19 protein-coding genes are annotated in these 19,900 nt (G+C 40.4%); 6 read left to right on the top strand and 13 right to left on the bottom strand.

Annotated features, from left to right (window positions below; all coding sequences use genetic code 11):
* Nucleotide 1: 1 nt before the first annotated feature.
* The 5 genes from ACN20O_RS09050 to ACN20O_RS09030 form a co-directional block, all read right to left on the bottom strand.
* Complete coding sequence (locus ACN20O_RS09050; protein WP_491639191.1) at nucleotides 2–538, bottom strand: hypothetical protein; 537 nt, start codon at nucleotides 536–538, stop codon at nucleotides 2–4.
* Nucleotides 525–860, bottom strand: coding sequence for a Flp family type IVb pilin (locus ACN20O_RS09045; RefSeq protein WP_102241994.1), 336 nt, complete (start codon nucleotides 858–860; stop codon nucleotides 525–527). Before ACN20O_RS09045 ends, ACN20O_RS09050 begins: the two co-directional genes overlap by 14 nt.
* Nucleotides 830–1,339, bottom strand: a complete 510-nt coding sequence (locus ACN20O_RS09040) for an A24 family peptidase (RefSeq protein WP_491639189.1) — start codon at nucleotides 1,337–1,339, stop codon at nucleotides 830–832. Before ACN20O_RS09040 ends, ACN20O_RS09045 begins: the two co-directional genes overlap by 31 nt.
* A gap of 2 nt (nucleotides 1,340–1,341) precedes the next feature.
* Entirely contained in the window at nucleotides 1,342–1,563 is a 222-nt protein-coding gene (locus ACN20O_RS09035) for a hypothetical protein (RefSeq protein ID WP_491639187.1), read from the bottom strand.
* A 114-nt stretch (nucleotides 1,564–1,677) separates the two neighbouring features.
* Nucleotides 1,678–1,899 carry a Flp family type IVb pilin gene (locus ACN20O_RS09030; protein WP_491639185.1) on the bottom strand — a complete coding sequence of 74 codons (222 nt, stop codon included), beginning with the start codon at nucleotides 1,897–1,899 and terminating at the stop codon, nucleotides 1,678–1,680.
* A 417-nt stretch (nucleotides 1,900–2,316) separates the two neighbouring features.
* Between ACN20O_RS09030 and ACN20O_RS09025 the strand changes: the two genes are divergently transcribed.
* Complete coding sequence (locus tag ACN20O_RS09025) at nucleotides 2,317–2,853, top strand: hypothetical protein (protein ID WP_102241990.1); 537 nt, start codon at nucleotides 2,317–2,319, stop codon at nucleotides 2,851–2,853.
* A gap of 11 nt (nucleotides 2,854–2,864) precedes the next feature.
* On the opposite strand, the gene ACN20O_RS09020 is transcribed toward ACN20O_RS09025, so the two are convergent.
* From ACN20O_RS09020 to ACN20O_RS09010, 3 genes are all read right to left on the bottom strand, one after another.
* On the bottom strand, nucleotides 2,865–3,860 hold the full coding sequence (locus ACN20O_RS09020; RefSeq protein WP_491639182.1) for an SDR family oxidoreductase: 996 nt from the start codon (nucleotides 3,858–3,860) through the stop codon (nucleotides 2,865–2,867).
* Nucleotides 3,861–3,934: 74 nt separating this feature from the next.
* Nucleotides 3,935–4,771 carry a flagellin N-terminal helical domain-containing protein gene (locus ACN20O_RS09015; RefSeq protein ID WP_491639180.1) on the bottom strand — a complete coding sequence of 279 codons (837 nt, stop codon included), beginning with the start codon at nucleotides 4,769–4,771 and terminating at the stop codon, nucleotides 3,935–3,937.
* Nucleotides 4,772–4,974: 203 nt separating this feature from the next.
* A complete protein-coding gene (locus ACN20O_RS09010) occupies nucleotides 4,975–5,823 on the bottom strand; it encodes a flagellin N-terminal helical domain-containing protein (RefSeq protein ID WP_102241987.1) in 849 nt (282 codons plus the stop codon).
* A 248-nt stretch (nucleotides 5,824–6,071) separates the two neighbouring features.
* On the opposite strand from ACN20O_RS09010, the gene ACN20O_RS09005 reads away from it, so the two are divergent.
* Complete coding sequence (locus ACN20O_RS09005; RefSeq protein WP_491639178.1) at nucleotides 6,072–7,124, top strand: GNAT family N-acetyltransferase; 1,053 nt, start codon at nucleotides 6,072–6,074, stop codon at nucleotides 7,122–7,124.
* Here the strand turns inward: ACN20O_RS09005 and ACN20O_RS09000 are convergent.
* From ACN20O_RS09000 to ACN20O_RS08980, 5 genes are all read right to left on the bottom strand, one after another.
* The gene (locus tag ACN20O_RS09000; protein ID WP_491639176.1) at nucleotides 7,121–8,845 is read right to left on the bottom strand and encodes a spermidine synthase; all 1,725 of its coding nucleotides are present in this window, start codon (nucleotides 8,843–8,845) and stop codon (nucleotides 7,121–7,123) included. The genes ACN20O_RS09005 and ACN20O_RS09000 overlap by 4 nt on opposite strands.
* Complete coding sequence (locus ACN20O_RS08995) at nucleotides 8,842–9,912, bottom strand: S-adenosylmethionine decarboxylase (protein WP_491639174.1); 1,071 nt, start codon at nucleotides 9,910–9,912, stop codon at nucleotides 8,842–8,844. The genes ACN20O_RS09000 and ACN20O_RS08995 overlap by 4 nt, the downstream gene beginning before the upstream one ends.
* Nucleotides 9,913–9,920: 8 nt before the next feature.
* Nucleotides 9,921–11,042, bottom strand: coding sequence for a hypothetical protein (locus tag ACN20O_RS08990; protein WP_491639172.1), 1,122 nt, complete (start codon nucleotides 11,040–11,042; stop codon nucleotides 9,921–9,923).
* Nucleotides 11,026–14,490, bottom strand: a complete 3,465-nt coding sequence (locus ACN20O_RS08985) for a hypothetical protein (RefSeq protein WP_491639170.1) — start codon at nucleotides 14,488–14,490, stop codon at nucleotides 11,026–11,028. The genes ACN20O_RS08990 and ACN20O_RS08985 overlap by 17 nt, the downstream gene beginning before the upstream one ends.
* Before the next feature lie 171 nt (nucleotides 14,491–14,661).
* The gene (locus ACN20O_RS08980; RefSeq protein WP_491639168.1) at nucleotides 14,662–16,377 is read right to left on the bottom strand and encodes an ABC1 kinase family protein; all 1,716 of its coding nucleotides are present in this window, start codon (nucleotides 16,375–16,377) and stop codon (nucleotides 14,662–14,664) included.
* Nucleotides 16,378–16,441: 64 nt separating this feature from the next.
* On the opposite strand from ACN20O_RS08980, the gene ACN20O_RS08975 reads away from it, so the two are divergent.
* From ACN20O_RS08975 to ACN20O_RS08960, 4 genes are read left to right on the top strand one after another with little or no spacing between them, the layout of a single operon-like run.
* The gene (locus ACN20O_RS08975; RefSeq protein WP_491639166.1) at nucleotides 16,442–16,942 is read left to right on the top strand and encodes a hypothetical protein; all 501 of its coding nucleotides are present in this window, start codon (nucleotides 16,442–16,444) and stop codon (nucleotides 16,940–16,942) included.
* Between the two features lie 17 nt (nucleotides 16,943–16,959).
* Complete coding sequence (locus tag ACN20O_RS08970) at nucleotides 16,960–17,250, top strand: hypothetical protein (protein ID WP_491639164.1); 291 nt, start codon at nucleotides 16,960–16,962, stop codon at nucleotides 17,248–17,250.
* Between the two features lie 10 nt (nucleotides 17,251–17,260).
* Nucleotides 17,261–17,737 carry a transcription elongation factor GreA gene (greA, locus tag ACN20O_RS08965; protein WP_491639162.1) on the top strand — a complete coding sequence of 159 codons (477 nt, stop codon included), beginning with the start codon at nucleotides 17,261–17,263 and terminating at the stop codon, nucleotides 17,735–17,737.
* Nucleotides 17,712–19,853, top strand: coding sequence for an ATP-dependent DNA helicase RecG (locus ACN20O_RS08960; RefSeq protein ID WP_491639160.1), 2,142 nt, complete (start codon nucleotides 17,712–17,714; stop codon nucleotides 19,851–19,853). Before greA ends, ACN20O_RS08960 begins: the two co-directional genes overlap by 26 nt.
* The last annotated feature ends 47 nt before the right edge of the window (nucleotides 19,854–19,900 follow it).

Genomic DNA, 19,900 nt, shown 5'->3' with positions numbered 1-19,900 from the left:
ATCATCCCCCATTATCTTCCAGGGTGACATGAACGTCACAGCGGCTTAACCCCAGCGACTTGATCGCCGCGCAGACTTGTTGTTTTGATTCAGACCTGCTTGGCTCTCTTCCTAAAAAAGCTTCCGACCTGAAGTTAACATTGGATTTTCCACCGACAAACCCGATCGAAAATCTTTGGGCGTATTCAATGTAAAGACCAACAAAAGCACGAAACTTAGTTGTTGTCGGGTTCGGACTGTTTTCTTTTAAATCACCACCGGTGACTCCCTTTATCAGCCCGTCTGGCAGATAGGAATTAAACACTCTCTCTGCAGTTGTTTTTGCCAGGCGGTCACCTTCGTCAATATCATCGCGGTCAGCATCTGCAACCAGGTAACTGCGAGCTGCAAGAAAAGTAGCATGATGAACCATGTATCCGTCAGTGTAGTTCAAGGCCATTTTTAAAAAGACGAAAATAAATCCTACGGCCGCCGTAAAGGTCATGAGAAATTCTATCGTCGACTGACCTGAATTTTGACGGAACTTATTTTTTCCCATAAGGCTCCGCCCCACCAAAAAATCGTGAAGTATTTTCTTTGGTATTAAAATAAGTGTCATGCTTATTAGACTGATAATTAAAGCTCATCGCTGAATCGTAATCTGCATCCGCATTGAGTTCTCTTCCATAGCGGTATGAGTACTCCATGCTTTTTCTAATGGCGACAAAAAGACCTGTTTCTCCGCCGACAAACTCTTTGAATTTTTTATTATTAAGCACTGTGATTGAAAGAGCACTAACGACGACTAGTAACAGGATGTACTCGACAACGGATTGCCCTTTCTCGTCTTTTAGAAAGAAAGAATTTTGTAATTTTGCCATCCGAACCACATCCAAGCGATAAAGATTACTGGTGCATAAGTAAACTTCTTACCAAAGATCTTCTTGATCCCGGCGATATCTCTCATTTTAAAATGAACTATGATTATATCAAGGTGTTTAAGCACATTAAATAAAAGTAATGAGCTTCCTACTAAAACCGTTGCATATAAAAGATAAGTAAAGGTCGTTTCCTGGAACTGAACTGGCACTAAAAGATACAGCGAAGAAAGATATTTTGAATCTCCTCCCCCCATGATGTTCATGATAAAGAGCATGAAACCCACCAGTAAAAAAATCAGCGGGAAAATAAATGTATGTACAGACCAAACGTAAACGTGAGGGAAGATGAGAGTCAGGAGGCAGAAAAACAAAAAGTTAATCAGCATCCACATATTGGAAATTTTCTTGGATTTAAAATCGATATAAGCAACAAAGAGCAGCTGGATCGAAATAAAAATATAGACCACAATTGGCAGCATGCTTACTCTTCCTGATTAACATAGCCTTTAAAGAAGCAAAGCTCCTTGCAGACGCCTACCGTAAGTTGCTCCGTTAATTCATAACCAATGGCCCCGACAGAGGCAAACATAGTCTTACTCAGCCCTTTTACCATGCTGATAGAAATAAACGTCATAAAGCAAAATATGAGCAGATATTCGATGAGGGCCTGACCAGAGGCCCTCATACGGATTTTAAGTTTCATGATTTAAGGATCAAAGATTGAGGAGAAAGAGACAACAGCAGGCATATGTTGCCGACTGCTACATGATCGTAGAAAAGTAAGGCAAAAGAGAACTATTGCAGCGAAAGTCTTCGACTAGTTACCTACGTCGATACCATCAACCATAGTTTCTGCTTTACCAAATACTTTAGTAGTTAGACCATCAAGGGCATCTCCCCCGGTCTTCTTGAATTTAAAGATGATCATCGCAACAACAGCTACGAGTAGAATGTACTCTGTAGATGTTTGTCCGCTTTCATCCTTCAAATATGCAATTAACTTCTTCATACTACTGTCTCCTGCACTTACGAAATTCACGCAAGATACTCCTCGGTTTCTTCACACGGGATCTTTAGCTCTTTGCTCTATTATTTTACCATTAGAGTCGGATTTCTTTGCTGAATCCCCGATCTTTTAGCTATTTTTTATCTAACCCATTAAAAATACTTACATGGAAAAAACTTTCCTAGAGGGTCAATTGCCAAAGGTGTATAATGAAAGTGGGTCTAGGAGTTGGCATTTAAGCTGGTTCCTCTATAAAGATTTATTCGGGAGCGGTCCCTGGTCACGGTGAGCAAGCTCATATTAAACCCTCAGGGTTTTTTCAGTGAGAAGCCTAAAGAGACTACTAACTGCAGCCACCTATTCAAAAATGGGCGGAACCTGATAAGTAAGTCCACCACTAGGCCCCTTTAAATTCTTGACAGCATGTCCCTATACGCCGATCATTTTTCTATGATCGAAAATAATCAAACATACCAGCCACTTAACTACTCTTGGATTGAAAACTTAGCCATGGATGAAATCAACATGGACGAGTCAGGTATTGTTAACATCAACGGGCACTTAAACCCTGCTCTGCTACTTGAAGAGTCTTCAATTGCATTGATGAATGATATTCGCGATCGCTTCGAAGCTTACATGACAAAATTTAATGAGTACCGTGGACGCAGCAATTCAAGTGCGGCCATCAAACTTTTTAAAATTTCAAATACTGTTAATGACTTCATGTTGTTTAGAAATTCACTTCGTTTAATTTTCGCTAGAAAAGCTAACGACTGTATCTCTATTGGATTTTTAGCAAACGGAAAAGACATCTACGGTGCTCGTCTTTCTTTCAATGACCAATTCGGCTCAACAACGATTCACGAAATCAGAGCACACATGGGACCTTTCAATAAGATCACATGGCGATTTAACAATGAAGTTGTCGACCTGGATGCAATGGTTCGCCACTACCTGACAGAGTTTATTGTTAACTCTGCTCGCTAGTTAGAACGACATTAAATAAACGATAGACCTTCGCCTTTATTCACAACACCTTTAGCAGGTGTGCGGTTTCCATTTAAACGCTTAAGTGTAAACTCCAGCGACTCGCGAATTGTCGGCATTTTGATTTTTAAAAGACCCTCAATGTTCAAGACATCAAGTTTGTAGTGAAGGTGCTCATCCACTCTTTCTACAGATGTGCTCTTTAAGATCGGCAAGTGCCACTTACCTTTGTTGATTAAGCTTTCTGATTCGTGAAAGATCTCACAATAAGTTTTAGCAAACTCATAATAAGTCATGTTGTCTTGAGAAGCGAAGTGAATCAACCTGTTGGCCACATTCTTATCAATACACATTTTTAAGATCATTCCCAGGTAATAAATGTCAACAAAACCTTGGTGAACAAAGTCATCATAAATGGCCGCCTGATTGGCCTTCAGGTTTCTTTGTAGTTTTTCAAACCAAGACTCGCGAAGCGCGCTCACTCCCCTTCCGTACACTTTAGAGCAGCGAACAATGAGATAGTTTAGCGATGACTTCTGCAGATAGAATTCTGAAGATGCCTGGGACTTTCCGTATTGAGTGATAACATCAGCGTTATCCATTTCATTGTAGTTTTTATTGGCACCAGAAAAAACAAATTGTGAAGAAAGGTAAATGACTCTTGCTCCGTAACGAGGAGCAATCTCGGCCACATTAAAAAGTCCGGCCGAATTGAGAGCATCAGAAGCATTTGGCATATCGGCACATTCTTTAAGACTAGTTAAACCAACACAATAAATAACAATGTCCGGTTTAAAAGCATAAAGGACTAACTGCACTTCATCTTTGTTCAAAACATCGCAAGGAAGTGCGAGTACGCCGGGAATTGGTTGCCCTTTGCGGTGGTAAGTTCCAACGACTCTATAATCTTTACGGAAAAATTCACACAGGTTTGATCCAACAAAAGAAGTAATTCCCATTATGAGAACCGTTTTTCTTTTATCCATACTGCTGTTTAAATCAAACATGACTTTCTTCCTCTTAGATTTAGTATAAACGAAAATAAGGAAAGTTGCTCCATTCGGAGCAACTTTCCTAAGAATTATCCATTGAGTAGTTTTAAAGCGGTGTTTGGAGCCTGATTCGCTTGCGATAGCACCGAAATACCTGCTGACAGAAGAATGTTATTCTTTGTCATGTCGGCAGTTTCAGAAGCTACATCAACATCTCTAATTCTTGAGTTGGCAGCTGATAAGTTCTCATCGCTGATCTCAAGGTTGTTTTGAGTTGACTGCAACCTGTTCTGAAGGGCACCGAAGTTTGCACGAGTACCGTTGATTTGCACCAAGGCATCGTCAAGCTTCTTAAGCACTTGCTGTGCTCCTTCTTTCGTAGACACCCCATCAATCTCCAAACCAAGTGATTTGAGGGTTGCGTCCGCTCCAGATCCATCGTAGTGAAGTCTATCGAGGACTGGATCATTTTTTGTTCCAACTTGGAATTCGAGTTTTCCGCCTGAACCATCGAGAAGCTTGATTCCGTTGAATTCTGTAGACTTTGCAATTCTGTCGATCTCTTCTTTGAGATTTTGGAATTCAATGTCTGAGAAACCTCTCTCTGTAGGTCCCACTGTATCAGAAGCGGCTTGGACTGAAAGTTCTCTAAGTCTGATAATGATGTTAGAAATCTCATTCATCCCACCTTCTGCCACTTGTAACAGTGAAACAGCGTCGCCAGCGTTACGCTTAGCTTGTCTCATTCCTCGTATCTGTGCTTTTAAGTTTTCACTAATTGCTAAACCTGCTGCATCGTCACCTGAGCGAGTAATACGCTCCCCTGAAGATAACTTTCTAAGGTTATCGTTAAGGTTTCTTGTATTGATCCCTAGAGATCTTTGCGCTGATAACGAAGGCACGTTCGTATTAATTCTTAATCCCATTGTTATTCTCCTGTCACGCAACCCCTCCTGGTAATACTCCGAACATCTTGTTCAGAAAATTTGTTATTATTTGTTTTTAAATTTTAAAGTACACACGTATCCATTAACTAAACTTAGCAACTACTCAAAAGTTTAATTCTCATCCTAGTAACTGGTTTGCATTCAACTCACACTTGCAGGCGTGGAAGATGCCTCAGAGGTTATTACCTCTGAGAAGCAGCCTGGATCAAACTCAATGCATTGTTTGTACTTGAGTTCGCTTGCGCTAAAACTGATGTACCAGCAGTCATTAAGATGTTCTGTTTTGTTAATTCTGCAGTTTCTGCAGCGATGTCTGTGTCTCTTACACGAGAGTTTGCAGCGGCCAGGTTCTCAACACTTGTTTGAATGTTGTTTACTGTCGACTGAAGTCTGTTTTGAAGAGCACCGAAGTCTGCTCTGATCCCTGATACTGAAATGATCGCTTGATCAATTGACGTCAGAGAGTTTTGAGCTGAAATTTTGTCAGATACTGAAGCAAGGTTTAGACCTAGAGCTGCCACGTTAACGTCAGCCGATGAAGCGTCAAACGTTAAACGGTCAGAGATAGGATCGTTTCTTGTTCCGATTTGAATATCAAACACTGCACCAGTTCCGTTAAGTAATGGCACGCGGTTAAATTCTGTAGAGTTTGCGATACGGTCAACTTCCGAAGTTAACTGCTCAAATTCCACGTTAAGGAACTTTCTTTCTGTTGCTCCGATAGTATCAGAAGCAGCTTGTACTCCTAGTTCTCTAAGTCTGATTAGGATGTTTGAAACTTCTCCTAATGCACCTTCCGCGATTTGAACTAGAGAGATACCGTCTTCAGCGTTTCTTTCCGCTTGTCCTAGACCTTTAATTTGCGCTTTTAAGTTTTCTGAGATTGCGAGACCGGCAGCATCGTCACCAGCTCTGTTGATTCTTTGCCCTGAAGAAAGTTTCTCCAAAGACTTGTTCATAGAAATTCTAGTTGAACCTAGATTCCTTTGTGCGTTTAACGACGCAACGTTCGTGTTAATTCGAAGTCCCATACATCCTCCTTGATTTCTGGTGTGAGAAACATCATGTCTCTCGGTGGGAAATATCCCACGGCTTCATGTTTAACTATTCGTCGCCATTCCAAAATAACTTTAGAAAAAAATGACTATTTTTTAGACATTTTCCATGGTGTAAACATTTGTTTTTATTGAAAACTTAGTACTTGATAAAAAGCCTCACCCAAAAAAGATGAAAGAAAATTGGTCATTTTTGAAGTTAATTGCCTTTAAAATAGACATATATGAATGATTCATCATTTTCCCTTACCACTTTATCTGCCAACCCTGAATATTTTGAGAGTGTGATCGCTCTTATAGAGAGGGAGTTCCACTACTCAAGCGAACTTTCCTTCGCGCGTGACTTCGCTCTACTGATGGATCCACTTAATTTTGAAAATTGTTATCTCTATGTGGATACAGCAACCAATCAAGTGGTTTCACATTTAGCAGTTTGCCCTAGAGTGATGACAAAAAATAATCACCAAATCAAAGTTGCTTTTATTGGTGGTATCGCAACAGTGAAAGAGTATAGAGGGAGAGATCTTTTTAAGGGTCTAATGAATCATGCTTTAAATGAACACTCTAAAGAGAGTGCACTCTTTATTTTATGGAGTGAGATCACCGGCCTCTATGAAAAATTTGGATTTCACTTAAGTGGTGGACTGATTGAAACAGGACACGCTGTCTTCACTAATAATGACCGCCCCGTCGGATTTCAAAAGACAACTTTTAAAGACCTCTCTCCTAAGGATTTCGATTCCCTGAGAGGTGTGTATTCGCAGTTTAATGAAAAATATTTTTTTACAGTTATAAGAGAAGAAAAAGAATGGTCCATCATTAAAGAGATGACCTCGATTGATCTTTATATCAGAAAAAATCCAGATGGAGTATTAGAACAATACTTCTGCGTTAACAAAGGAAGAGATCTTTCAAATATTATTCATGAAATTGGCTGCCTCCCTGATCAATACCTATCTCTTATGAAGACTCTTCAGCGCTTTAAAACATGGCTCCCAGAAAGTGAACTTTCTCTTTCAAGTAACAAGGATATCTTTTTTACTGCTTTCATGCGCCTTGGAAACTATCAGGCCTTAAAAGAGTTCCTGCAAAAAACCAGCGATGGAGCTCTCGAGCTATATGATATGACCGGCGATCAGATCAAATTTAAATTTGAACAAAAAGAATACCAGGCCACCCACCAGGATTTCTTGCAGTACTTAATTGGGCCTCGCCCATCTGTGGAATTTGAAAAATTCCTGTTGTCCCCATACATTACAGGGACAGACAGTATTTAGAATTCGTTTCTCTTCACCACGGCCGGTTTAAAGATCGAATTGATGTGCTTCAAAGAAATCTCATAAGGGAAGTTCTGATTTTTGATATTGTTCATTTCAATAATCGTCTCTTTGCTTAAACGCGACAGATCCGACTTCTCCATAAAATCATAATCAATGGCCCCAGCATCCTGCTTTACAAATAGAAAAGATTCATCAGCAATACGATAAGGGAAGAATGTCTTGAAACCAGCGTAGTAAAATGTACTGGCCAGAACACTGTTATTGAGAAGGTTTCTTTCATTAAAAATCGTCGTCACCATGACTCGACCGCGAATGTTATCTTTGATCTCGTTTTCCTTATCGAAAAAAGGAGCATCTAAAATAGCAAATCCATCTGGGTTCAAGGCCTTTCTGACATAAGTGTAAAACTCTACACTATAAAGTCTCGCGAGGTCGTATGAGTTTGGATAAGGGAAGTCGATAAAAATGGCATCAAACTTCTCATTTGTGTTTCTTAAGAAGTAAAAACCATCATTGATATGAACTTTAACTTTAGGGTTAGAAACAGAATGCTGATTGAGTTCAGCAAAACGCCCTTTGGCCAAATCGAGCATCTTTTCATCCAGCTCAATAAAGTCGATGGATTCAATTTCATCGTATTTTAAAAGCTCGCGTAAAAGAAGACCATCTCCCCCACCTAACAGCAGAACTTTTTTAGGCACTTTCTTATTTACTGCAATTGAGACGTGAGCAAAGGCCTGATGATAAAGGAACTCTGTCGCTGTATTAAACTGAAAGTTTGTATCCAAGGTTAAAATCGTCGAGTCCTTAACCTCGCCGTTATAAACAAATGGATAACTAAAAATATCCAGGTATTGATAAAGGGACTTTGAACGCTCTACTTCTGGTAAACGATCCAGTTTATGATAGAGATTCTCAACTTCCTGCTTACTCTCACCTAAGATTTTAGGCATGTAGTAGAAAATCTTTAAATAAGTCTGAGTGATCTTATGCTCACTACTGCTAATCAAGATCCCTAAGACTAAAATGGCACATGAAAAAGCATAATAAACTTTTTTGCTGACCTTTAGATACCTCACGATAAAATAAATACAAACAGCAAGGTTTAACAGGGCCACGGTTACTGACGTTTTAATGACATCTAATTTAGGTAGGAGCAGGTAAGCGAAAAAGGTCGTCCCTACCAGGGTTCCAATGTAGTTAATCCCAAAAATCTGATACTCGTTATCGTTCTCTTCACCTAGCTTATCTTCCGCAATTCTCACCATTAACGGAATTTCAAAACCTGAAAGAAGACCAATTAAAAATGTCAGGGCCTGAACCATGACAAAAAAGACAATCTTTAAAGCAAAAAGATTCTGTAGATAAATGCTCGAGTGGTAATTTCCGGTGTAAAAGAAAAGGTTGTCGATATATTTGTACCCACCATGAAGCAGGTAAACATACACTACGCTGATCATCCCAAAAAATGAAAGAATAATCTCAGTGTTTATAATGCTCTTATAAGTGTCGCGCAGGCGATCTGAGTAATAGGCCCCAAGCCCCAAACCTCCGATATAAATACCGATTGTCATCGACTGCCACCAAATATAGTTACCAGTCACGATGGCCAATGTGTTGGCCAAAAGCAATTCGTAGACGATACTACAAAAGGCCAGGATAACAGTAATGGCCAGTATTTCAATTTTTACAGCTTTTCTATTATTTACGCTATTCATGGCTGACCACCAAAGTAAAATTTCTGGATAATCATTTCATTGACTGTGTCTGAATTGAAAATCAAGAGTGCCCATCCAATGAGCATTACAGCAATAAAGAGTTTGTACTTATTATTGTCAATTTTAAGTTTAATCATCACAAATAACGCCACCAGGATATTCATTGCTGAAACGACATAACCGATGGTGAAAATATGCAACTGAGGAAGAATTATAATAGGAAAAAGAATCGCTCCAATGAGTGTTCCAAAATAATCGTAAGCTAAAACATAACTTCCTTTTCTCTTATCAAATTTTTTCCCCATATCAATAAGAAGCGGAAGCTCCAGGCCTGATAGGAAACCAATCACCACAATCAAAACGTGATTTAGAGTAAAAAGTGGCATTTGAATCCAGTTTGAAAAATACGGGACTCCACTACTTTTAGCGATGTTGTTAAAAGCATAATCGAAAACCAGGGCCAGGACAGGGGCCGATCCACCGACCAAAGAAAGAAGAAGCTCGTACTTAACAAACTCTTCCAAGACGTCTCGTTTCACAAACTTTTTATAAAGAAGAGCACCAAATCCCATGGCTGCGATATAAAGACCGATCGTTGTGTTGTAGCGAAGGGCCGTATTCCCCATCGTCGTTGAAAGAGCTTGAGCTAAAAGAAGTTCATAAAGAATACTACAGCAAGCAGTGATAACCGTCACAAGATAGATCAGGTTTAAATTGTTTGAAGTAACAGGTGTCCCGATTTTTCCGCGAGAAAGAAAACGCTGGTCAACCTTTTCAAAAGGCACGACCTTTGAGATTTCGTTTACGATCTTCTTTAGGTCCGTTTCCATATTGCAGACATAAATGTCCAGCGAGATAAAACGATTTTCCGGGTATGTGTGCAGTGAAAAATGCGACTCCGCCAGGATAAAAACAATTGTTTCTCCATGAGGAGTAAACTTATGTTCAATCTTACTCACCACCGTCAGATTTTTTTCAATGACATCTTTTATGTGTTCGATGTCCGCATCTGTGAAATCGCGTTCACAGACGGCATCAAATAACAAATGCTGGGACCTCGTGTCCATACTGTTACCTATCTTCTTTTTTGCAGAATAATGTCACTTAATGGCGACACTCTAACAAAATAACAAAGGGCCAATGTAATAAAAATGTAGATATAAATTTCAAGCGTAGAAGCAGTTAAAACTCTCCCAAACAAGCTGCCAAACATGACACTCGTTGGAGCTATCACCTTCACAAAAAGAATGCGATGAAGAGCAAAGATCATTAAAGAATAAACTCCCATCCAGTTAAGCAGTGGGACGTTGAAAATAATTTTTTTCCTTTCCAGCCACAAGAAAGCTGAGATCACGATTGCTTGAATACCCAGGACATAAGCTGTCCCTGAAAAAGTGCGGGCCAAGTCGTGCTCAGTCCTGAAAAAATCATCGCGGTACATGACAAACTTATCGCCGATAAGAACATAAATTAAAACCAAGAGAAGCCCCATCCCGGCAAACAAAAAGTCTTTTTTATATTTATACATCGGAAGATGATAATGGACGTAGCCCATGATAAAACCCAGGCATCCTGAAAGAATGAAGTACTCCAGGCGCGCATCGTACTCATATCCTGGATGGATCGTGCTTCTTACCATTGATTCTAAGAAATCTGAGATAAGCTCTACCGGGATAATAAAACGCAGACAAGAAAGCAGGGTCAAAACCAACACTCCCCTGATTCCCAGGAACTTATAAACTAAAGACAGCGCCCCAAGGACCACCATCCACAGCATAATTGGATAAAATGAAATCGCCTGCCCGAAATTCGGGGCCACAATAAAGTTCTCAAAAACAAAGTAGAGAAAGATAAGCCCGAAGACTTTAAACCTTGCCCCCAAGCTTTCTCCAAAAGAGAGCTGGTCTTTTTTGGCCAGGTTAAAAGCTGCCATGGTGAGATAAACCTGGCTTACCCATGGAGTAAAAACCATGGCAAACCAGTAGTTCAATGTATCGCTGGAGATTTGTTTTCCGATCATGGGAAAATGCACACTGTAGGTGCTAGTTAAGGCCATGGTGTCGCGAAAATAATCCACGTACCACATGTTAATGTAGTACGTGAAATGTTGTTGTAATGCCAGGAGAATGAAAAAGCCGCGTAAGAAATCTAAGTTAACAATTCTCGAGCTTAATTCATTATTATCGATTGTCTTCAATGACATCCTTGTCTTTCTTTCTGATCAATACTTTATCGTAGTTTCTGATATAAGCATTAGTTACTTGTTCAAATAAACTCTGCCCATCTTTGGACTGATATTGATCTTTGTTTTTATTTCTTGCATCGATTGCGTCCGCTAATCTATCTTGGTCTGCACTCGATGCTGCACTTGATCCCGATCCAAAGCCCGATCCAAAGCCCGATCCAGAGTCTGCAGTGTTGTTGCTAGAACTGCTTGATGAACTTGAACCCGAACCTCCACCAAATAAAGCACCTGTTCCAGATGTCCCATAAGCTGAGTTCGATCCACTTCCGTAACTATTCTTCTCATCTTTTTTCGCAGCATTTGCATCTGAATTAGCTCCAGAAGAGTTGTCGCTAGCAAATAATGAACTTCCACTTCCAAATGCAGAACTTCCGGTTGCAAAGCTCTTACTGAATTTCTTAGAAGTCGCTGCCATTTTAGCAGTACGCTCTTTGTCTCCGTTAGAGGCCATGGCCTTATTATAGGTATCAAGTGCCTTTAACTGCTCTTTTCTTGATGCTCTCAAGTTACCAACCGCTTTTAAGAAATTTGCCTGGTCTGTTGAAAAATTAGCTGACCCGTTAGCACCGGCCAGTTTTGACTGCTCCGCAACTGTCGTTGAGCTTAAATTCGATAGCTGGCCATCAAGAGCAGAGTTATCAATAAGAGCATTCATCGTCAGAAGGTTATCCAGGGCCTTTTGCGTTTTATCAATCTCTTTACCTAGAAGAGCTTTTTTAACAGCATCTGTCTGATTGATTGGTTTTTCCGCATAAAGCTTTAAGTTATTCAGATAGTCTTTTAGATACTGAGCATTCAGTTTATTTAAACTGATTGTCTCTTTTGCGAGCCCTGTTGTCAGCATCCCTGCAATATCTATCGCCATATAACGAAGGTAATCAAGAAGACCAATTGTTGGATAACTGATTTCTTCTGGATTCGATTTCTTCGGCCATAGGAAGTGGTATTCGTAAGCATAGTTAGCAAAAGCTTCAAGGTTTGCTGTTTCAGTTTTTTTCAAGAACCCTTCACTGATTGCAAAAGCTTTTGCAGCATCCTTAATCAGCTTCACTTTATCGCGGTTCATGAAATAAGTTTTTTCTAAATCTTGTCCTAATCTTGGAAGGTAGCTTCCAAGAATGTTAGCGTCGATGAAAACTTCTGACAGGTAAAGTTCAGACACGAAGTTACCGCCACCTTTTTTACCGCCACCACCAGTTGCACCTGGGTTTTTCATGATCATGGCATTTTTAGCGGCCTGGAATCCTTCTTCAATCTTCTCAGCATAAACCGGTTGATTTGAAAGGATGGCATTTCTAGAAACCCCAGCTGGAATCCATGGGTCAACAATGTAACGAGACTCATTATCTTCACTAATAACTGTGAAAGCTTTTAAACACGCACTCGCTGAAGCGTGGATCTTACAAATGTCGTTGTATGGCTGAACTAGAGTTCTCGTATACTCCATACATGTTTCTTTCTTACCGCAAGAATAACTTCTTGGAGGGATGTCATAGTCGTTGATCTGTGGACCTACCTGGATCCATGCTCCTTTAAGGGAAGCAATCATCCACAATCCTCCGGCACCCGTTGCAGCCGAAGCAGTGATAATACCAGCAGTCATCCATGTCGAAAGAATTGAAGTAGTCGCAAAACCACCCAGGATAGCAATAACCCCGGCAGCTAGTAAGGCACCAATTAAGGCCCCTAGTCCGGCCACACTTCCGCTTGGATTTTTGATATTGAATTTAAAGAGTTCATACTTTCTAGTTTTTGTATCTCTCCACTTAGCTCCAGAACTCGCCCAATTAGAAACTTTGCTAAGTGCTTTATAAGCTTCATTATTATCAATTGTTAATGAAGCATAAAAAGACGATAGGTTTGATGTCCATACTGCTAAAAGGCGTTTTGCTTTGATACCTGAAGCATCACCGTCAAGCTCATCGAAGTTTGTTGATGGATCAGTGTACTTAGCGTACTCTTCACAGTTTTCTTTAAAGAATGTCTTTTTCGATTCATCAGTTTGTTTGTTATATCCTTGAACGTCGATACACATACAAGTTAATTTCTTATTAATGTTTTCGATTTTCTTATTCGTATCTGCACGGACTAACCTGTGAGCTTTTGCTACTTTCTTCAAACGTCTATAGATAGAAGTCTCTGCATTTCCATTTGTCGTCCAGTAGTCAGCATCTGCTTCCCCTGACATCACGAAGTCAAAGGCCAGCATTGCGATCTCACGGTCCATCGTTCCGTTTGCTTTTAGACCATTATAAAAGTCGTCTCTGAAGCGGATATCACAAGTAATGAAATTAGACTTCTTATCAAAGACTAGTTTCGCTTTGTTTTCGTCCATATCCAGCTCATTTCCCTGTTTGGATTCTGCACGGAAATTTTTATACTTTTCTTTATCTAACATGATCCCAGACTTCAGGTCCAGGCCATCATTTTTAGCGCCATTCTTAAGGAACTTCTCTTCGTCCTCAAGTTCTTCTGCATCTGCCGTTGAGATGAAGAAGCTCGCGAAAGCAACGAAGATTGACTTAATTGGTGAAACGCGAACTTGTGGGATAACCGAAGGTGGAACGTCTGGAACACACACGCCATTACCATTCATATAAAGCCCCTCGCAACACTTCTGTCCTCTTTGAGGTTTACCTCCTGTGCTTACACAGTCTTTACAGATAAAGTTTGCTTTACAAACACCGCCATTACACGAATTTGAACAACAGTCAGAATTTTTCTTACAAGACTTACCTTGAACTTCACACTCTCCAATACCTGAAGTTTGTGAGTTATAAGGAAGACAAATACCAACACCACATACAGGGTTGGCCATACATGACTGACCAAGGTCCAGTGGTCTATAACAACGGAAGACTTCTTCACATACTTTTACTTTTGATCCTGCTTTTTCTTCAACACACTCGCCAGAAGCACACTCTGAACTTTCAGCACATTTATCTCCGGCCTTCTTTCCTTTTCCAATGGCCACTTGAACTGGATCTGGTGCACACTTAAGACCGTCTTCACAGCTCCAGGTATTACAAACATTTCCTTCTGCTACTTTAGCGAGTGCCTTCTTATTAATGTCGTCTAATTCTCTTTCGATGAAAGCATAAAAAGCTTCTTCTACTCTATCTGGTGAGACACCTGGATTTTTTGAGAAAGCTTCATAGTTCTGCTTAATTTTAAGCATCTCATCACGAGTGAACTTCTCTTGTTTTAAATATTCCTCAAGCTCAGCATAAAGACCTGGCTTAATAATCTGAAGATCAACGCGTCCTTTATTTTCAACTTTATGTTCTGCAATTTCTTGCTTCACTTCATCTAAAAATTTTTTTCTGTCGTCACTTGAAAATCGATCCTTTGCAAAGACGACATTCAAAGTCAGGGTAAACAAAATTAAGATTTTTAGCATATGTACCTCGTTATCAATATTTATAATTATATTTTAAGGGCTTATGTGATTGGGGTAAACAACAACCATGTTTTTCCTACCTAAGCGGTTGAAACGATGAATGCCCGATGAAATTTGACCGTTTTTTAGACGACTCTTTTTCTTGGCAATGGAGATTTTGGCCAGCTTTCCCTAGCGGCGAAGGCTGGCAATACCTGAAGAGAACAATAGGATACCCAGACTCCACATAATCCAGCTTCCTGTCGGAATCTGGCTCCAGTGAGAGATGTCTTTTGCTCCTATTATAAAGATACCAGAAAAGAACATGACTGAAGCTACGAGAGCAAACCCCATAAAAGTGATGGCCCCAACAGCAGCATTGAACTCTCTTTCGTATCCGGTATTTTTGACTTCAATAGCATAGCCCTTTTTAGCGAAATCGCGCAGGAACCACTTTATATGGCGTGGAAGAACACGCATTGTAGAGGTTAAATCTCTCGCGGCCCAGGCAGCTTCTTCTAAAAGCTCATCTTTGCTAAAAGTGCTCTCGATGATTTCTTCGATATCTCCTTCAAGGATTCCGAAAATATTCAGGTCAATACCCAATTGTTTTCCTACGCCATCAAGAGTGATCAGAGCTCTAAAGATGATGTACCATTCGCGAGGAAGATATATCTGGTGTTTTTTGAGCGTGCTTAAAACAACGGCTAAAAGATCAGAGAAATTTGTCTGCTTTACCGAAAGCCCAACAAACGGACTTAATGATTCGCGTACGTCGCGGATAAGAGCGTCTGTGTCCGGGATTGTCTCGTATTCTGCGACATCTAAAAATTCATAAACCAGGTTTTCGTAGTTGTATGAAAGAATTGCATAAATGATGGCAATAAAATGATGACGTCCACTCTTACTTAAACTTCCCATCAAACCAAAATCGATCAGACCAATTTTTCCATCTTCAAGATAAAAGAAATTACCCCCATGAAGATCGGCGTGAAAGAAGCCATCTTTTAAAAACGTCTTTAAAAAAAGCCTTACTCCGTACTCCATTTTAGGAATCACTTCGCTCTTTCTTGAAAGAATCGCTTCGTTGTCTGAGAAAGGAATACCGATGAGCTCTTCAATAACCAAGACGTCTTCAGTCGAATACTCTTTGAAAACCTTTGGGATGTAATACATCTTCTGATCATCATGTTTTTCAATATTCTTTCTTAAGCGCTCACAGTTAAGGGCCTCAACATGAAAGTTTAATTCACGGTGAAGTGTCAGGGCAAAGTCATTTACAACACGAGAGATCCCCAGATACTTAAGCTCTTTGCTGACTCTCTCTGCCTGAATAGCAAGAAACATCAGGATAGAGAAATCTGTTTCAATTTCTTTTTCAATTCCCGGGCGTCTAACTTTAATAACCACCGGAGTTCCATCGTGCAACACTGCTTTATACACAACGCCGATTGAAGCCGTGCCAATCGCTTCTTTTTTGAATGAACTAAATGCATCTTCAACTTTTTTACCAACAGCTCTTTCAATGCTGGATCTTACATCTTCAAATTCGACCGGCTTAACTTTGTCTCTGAGCATCCTCATTTCTTCGAGAAAAGATGGATGGAAAAGGTCGTCGCGGGAACTTAGTAACTGACCGAACTTAATAAAGGCCGGCCCCAGCTCTTCGAAACATTTGCGCAGGCGAAATCCCAACACCTGGTTCCAATCTTTTTCCGACTTATCCGCAAGTTCCTCTGTGATCGTTTTTTTAGATTTAGGTAAAACAAAATTTGGTATTTTATTAGTAGTATTTTTCGTGATGAATTCATCAAAACCGTGTCTGGCAAAAACCATGACGATTTCCTGAAGTCTACCGACGTTCCTGATTGTTTTTGAAATTCCAATACCAGCCTTAATCAAATCCATGAAAAAACCTTTTGAATGAGATGTGCCTATATTATAATCGAAAATAATAACAATTGAGGTGATTTTGCGCGTTTTTTTGATTTTCTTGCTTATTTTTAGTTCGATCAGTGCTCACGCGGTTGAAACATGCTCGCGCGTGGCCATTATCAACTATCAGGAAGTCCTGATTGATTCAAACACTTCTGAAAAAGGCGAAGGTCTTCGCTACCATTTGCAAAAAGATCCAATTGCTTTACAGTACCTCAACACTTACCAAAAAAATTCAGGCATCCGCTGGCCTTCAGCTGTATTAGGAACGGCGGGAACAGGGCTTTTGCTCTACGGTTTCTTTAATTCTAATTCTGAAGACCGCAGGCTTTTTATCATTGCCGGGACAACAACTATCCTGGTGAACTTTCTTGTGGCACGAACACTGGAAGTTTCTAACGAGGCCAACTTGAACAAAGCGATTGAAGAGTACAACAAGCGCAATCTTCCAAAGATTTATTTCAGCCCGGAAGCATCGCAAAGTCAGATCAATTTTTCGGATATTAAATTAGGTCTTGTGCAGCAATGGACCTTTTAATCATAATGGTTGAGTAAATGAATAATATTACCTGTTATCACTGTCATAAAACCATTCCCATTTTAGGTGCTTTTAAGATCGTCAGAACTGAGGAGTGCCCCTATTGCTCTACGAGCCTGCATTGTTGTAGAATGTGTACTTTCTATGACCCGAAGGTTTACAACGAGTGCCGCGAATCAAACGCCGATAGAATCGTCGATAAAGAAAAGGCCAACTTTTGTGACTACTTCAATCTTTCAGATGGATCTCAAGCTGGGACATCAAAGGAAGACTTAATTAACAACGCAGCTTCACTTTTTAAAAAATAGGATTACGACCATGGATGAATTGCCAATCACATTAGCTGGTAAAAACAAGCTAGAGGCTGAGCTTAACCAACTTGTTAAAGTTGAGCGCGAAGAGCTTAAAGTGGCGATTGCCGAAGCCCGTGAACTGGGTGACTTAAAAGAAAACGCCGAATACCATGCAGCCAAAGAAAAACAAGGAATCATTGAAGGGCGAATCGCTCAACTTCAAGGTATCCTGGCGCGCTCGCGCGTTGTTGAAGTCAGCAAAATCAAAAGTACAAAAGTTGTTTTTGGTGCAACTGTTTCTCTTTTAGATGTAGAAAAAAACGTTAATATCACTTATAAAATTGTTGGCGAAGATGAATCAGATATCCGCGACAATAAAATTTCATACAACAGCCCATTGGGTAAAGCGCTTATCGGAAAAGAAGAAGGCGATACAGTTATCGTTAAAGCACCAAAGGGTGACGTAGAATACGAGATTGAATCATTTGAATTCGTTGACTGAGAAAAAATCATCAAAGAAAGAACTGGCATGGTCTTCAAGTCTTGAAGACCTGCTGGGTAAAGCTTCCAAAAAATCCTACGAAAAACTCGTTCTCGCTGGCATCACTGAAATTTCTGACTTCCTTTGGGTTTTCCCCTTAAGAGTTGTCGAACTACCTCCCCTTCGCAGTTTTGAATACATCGAAGAAGGGCGCATTTTCATCGGACGCGCTAAGGTTTTAAATGTCCAGGCAAAACCCAACTTCCGCATCCGTGGGCGCGGCAAGGCCATGCTCTATAACATCATGGTGCACGTCCAGGATTTACTCTCAGATAAAATCCTGACTCTGAAATGGTTTAACTCATACGGCTCAGTCACTTCAAAAATTTCTAAATGCACATATATCGAATTCATGGGTGAAGCTTCTGTTTTTAACGGCCAACACCAATTCGCCAACCCGGATTTTTTCCCATTGGAAACTCCGGATGATCCTTCTCCTTTTGTCACTGTTTCTAACGAACTTAAAATCCAGTACCCGACAGTTAACACTGTTCCCGGAGTGCAGGTTAAAAAATTCATTGATAAAATCCCTAAGCATCTTTGGGACAATATTCCAGAGACTCTGCCAAAGAGTTTGATATCAAAAAACAATTTCCTCTCGCTTGGAGACTCATTCAAGGTCATCCACGCTAAAATCAAACCTAATGCGGATTTAGAAAAGCGGGCTGAAGGCCGTCTGATCTATGAGGAATTCTTTGAAGACCAACTAAAGATTTATCTCAGAAGAAAATACTTAAAAAAACCAAAAGCTAAAAAATATGAAGTGAACGAAGAAGTCTATTCTTCATTCGCCAAACTCTATCCTTATGAACTGACAGTTGATCAGGCCAAAACTCTTCACGACGTCCGCCGCGATTTAAAAAGTGAGCACCCGATGATGAGACTGGTTCAAGGTGATGTTGGATGTGGTAAAACAACTGTCGCTATGATTGCTGCCATGATAGTTATAGAAAATGGCGGCCAGACTGCACTTATGTGTCCAACAGAGGCCCTGGCCATGCAACACTTTGCTTCTGCCAGAGAGCTTTTTGGCGACGACACGGTGAAGTTCCGTCTGATCCTGGGCTCAACCCCTGCAAAGGAAAAAAAGCAAATCCAGGCTGATTTATTAAGCGGAGACATCGACTTTATCATTGGGACACACTCGCTGATTCAAGAAACTATCCAGTTTAAAGAACTGGGCCTTGCGATCATTGATGAACAACATAAGTTTGGTGTGGATCAAAGAATAAAACTGACGAGCAAAGGCCAAGGCACTCACTGCCTGATTATGTCTGCGACTCCTATTCCAAGATCATTGAGCTTAACACAATATGGAGACTTGGATATCTCTTCTATTAAAACCATGCCAAGTGGACGCAAAGGCCACAAAACCAGAATCGTGACTGAAGAGACCTACCAGCAATACTTAAACTTCCTGATGACAAGATTGTCATTAGGAGAGCAAGTTTATGTCGTTGTTCCGGCCATTAATGAAAGTGCGGAACAGGACTTTCACAACCTGACGGACACCCTGGAGAGATACCGCAAGTATTTCCCACAATACCGCGTAGAGGGGCTGCACGGTCAGATGAAGCCGGATGAAAAAGCAAAAATGTTCACCGACTTTAAGGCCCACTACATCGATATCCTGGTTTCAACCAGCGTTATTGAAGTTGGGATCAACGTTTTAAATGCCACCATTATGGCCATCATTAACCCTGAGCGCTTTGGACTCTCTTCTCTTCACCAGCTGCGCGGACGCGTAGGCCGTGGAGATAAACCAGGTTTTTGTTTCTTAGTTAATGACAAAAAGATCTCTACCCTTTCAATGGAAAGGCTCAAGGTTATTGAGAACAATACTGACGGATTTAAAATCGCTGAAGAAGACTTAAAACTGCGTGGAGAAGGTGATCTTTTTGGAACAGATCAATCCGGAAGTTTATCTCAAAAGCGCCTGGCCAATATTGTTTTACATGCCGATATTCTTTATCAGGCACGCGAAGATGCCTTCGAGTTAATTAAGGCCCAGGACCCGGATATCAACAGGCTTCTGGAGAAGTTTTCATCTGATTCACGAATTTTTACAACAGTTTAATAAGTAATTTTTATAAGACCCAACTCTGAACCGCAAAAATCTGCTAT

It is taken from the genome of Bacteriovorax sp. As-1 (assembly GCF_058446905.1).
The sequence above is the reverse complement of the archived record's forward strand: the minus strand, read 5'-3'. Positions and strand labels throughout refer to the sequence as shown.

Excerpts from the sequence above, each read along its gene's own strand:
- ACN20O_RS09045 (WP_102241994.1), bottom strand. The coding sequence starts at position 860 with ATGGCAAAATTACAAAATTCTTTCTTTCTAAAAGACGAGAAAGGGCAA.
- ACN20O_RS09040 (WP_491639189.1), bottom strand. The coding sequence starts at position 1,339 with ATGCTGCCAATTGTGGTCTATATTTTTATTTCGATCCAGCTGCTCTTT.
- ACN20O_RS09035 (WP_491639187.1), bottom strand. The coding sequence starts at position 1,563 with ATGAAACTTAAAATCCGTATGAGGGCCTCTGGTCAGGCCCTCATCGAA.
- ACN20O_RS08980 (WP_491639168.1), bottom strand. The coding sequence starts at position 16,377 with ATGGATTTGATTAAGGCTGGTATTGGAATTTCAAAAACAATCAGGAAC.
- ACN20O_RS09010 (WP_102241987.1), bottom strand. The coding sequence starts at position 5,823 with ATGGGACTTCGAATTAACACGAACGTTGCGTCGTTAAACGCACAAAGG.
- ACN20O_RS08995 (WP_491639174.1), bottom strand. The coding sequence starts at position 9,912 with ATGGACACGAGGTCCCAGCATTTGTTATTTGATGCCGTCTGTGAACGC.
- ACN20O_RS09015 (WP_491639180.1), bottom strand. The coding sequence starts at position 4,771 with ATGGGATTAAGAATTAATACGAACGTGCCTTCGTTATCAGCGCAAAGA.
- ACN20O_RS08985 (WP_491639170.1), bottom strand. The coding sequence starts at position 14,490 with ATGCTAAAAATCTTAATTTTGTTTACCCTGACTTTGAATGTCGTCTTT.
- ACN20O_RS09050 (WP_491639191.1), bottom strand. The coding sequence starts at position 538 with ATGGGAAAAAATAAGTTCCGTCAAAATTCAGGTCAGTCGACGATAGAA.
- greA (WP_491639162.1), top strand. The coding sequence starts at position 17,261 with ATGGATGAATTGCCAATCACATTAGCTGGTAAAAACAAGCTAGAGGCT.
- ACN20O_RS09025 (WP_102241990.1), top strand. The coding sequence starts at position 2,317 with ATGATCGAAAATAATCAAACATACCAGCCACTTAACTACTCTTGGATT.
- ACN20O_RS09000 (WP_491639176.1), bottom strand. The coding sequence starts at position 8,845 with ATGAATAGCGTAAATAATAGAAAAGCTGTAAAAATTGAAATACTGGCC.
- ACN20O_RS09005 (WP_491639178.1), top strand. The coding sequence starts at position 6,072 with ATGAATGATTCATCATTTTCCCTTACCACTTTATCTGCCAACCCTGAA.
- ACN20O_RS09020 (WP_491639182.1), bottom strand. The coding sequence starts at position 3,860 with ATGTTTGATTTAAACAGCAGTATGGATAAAAGAAAAACGGTTCTCATA.
- ACN20O_RS08970 (WP_491639164.1), top strand. The coding sequence starts at position 16,960 with ATGAATAATATTACCTGTTATCACTGTCATAAAACCATTCCCATTTTA.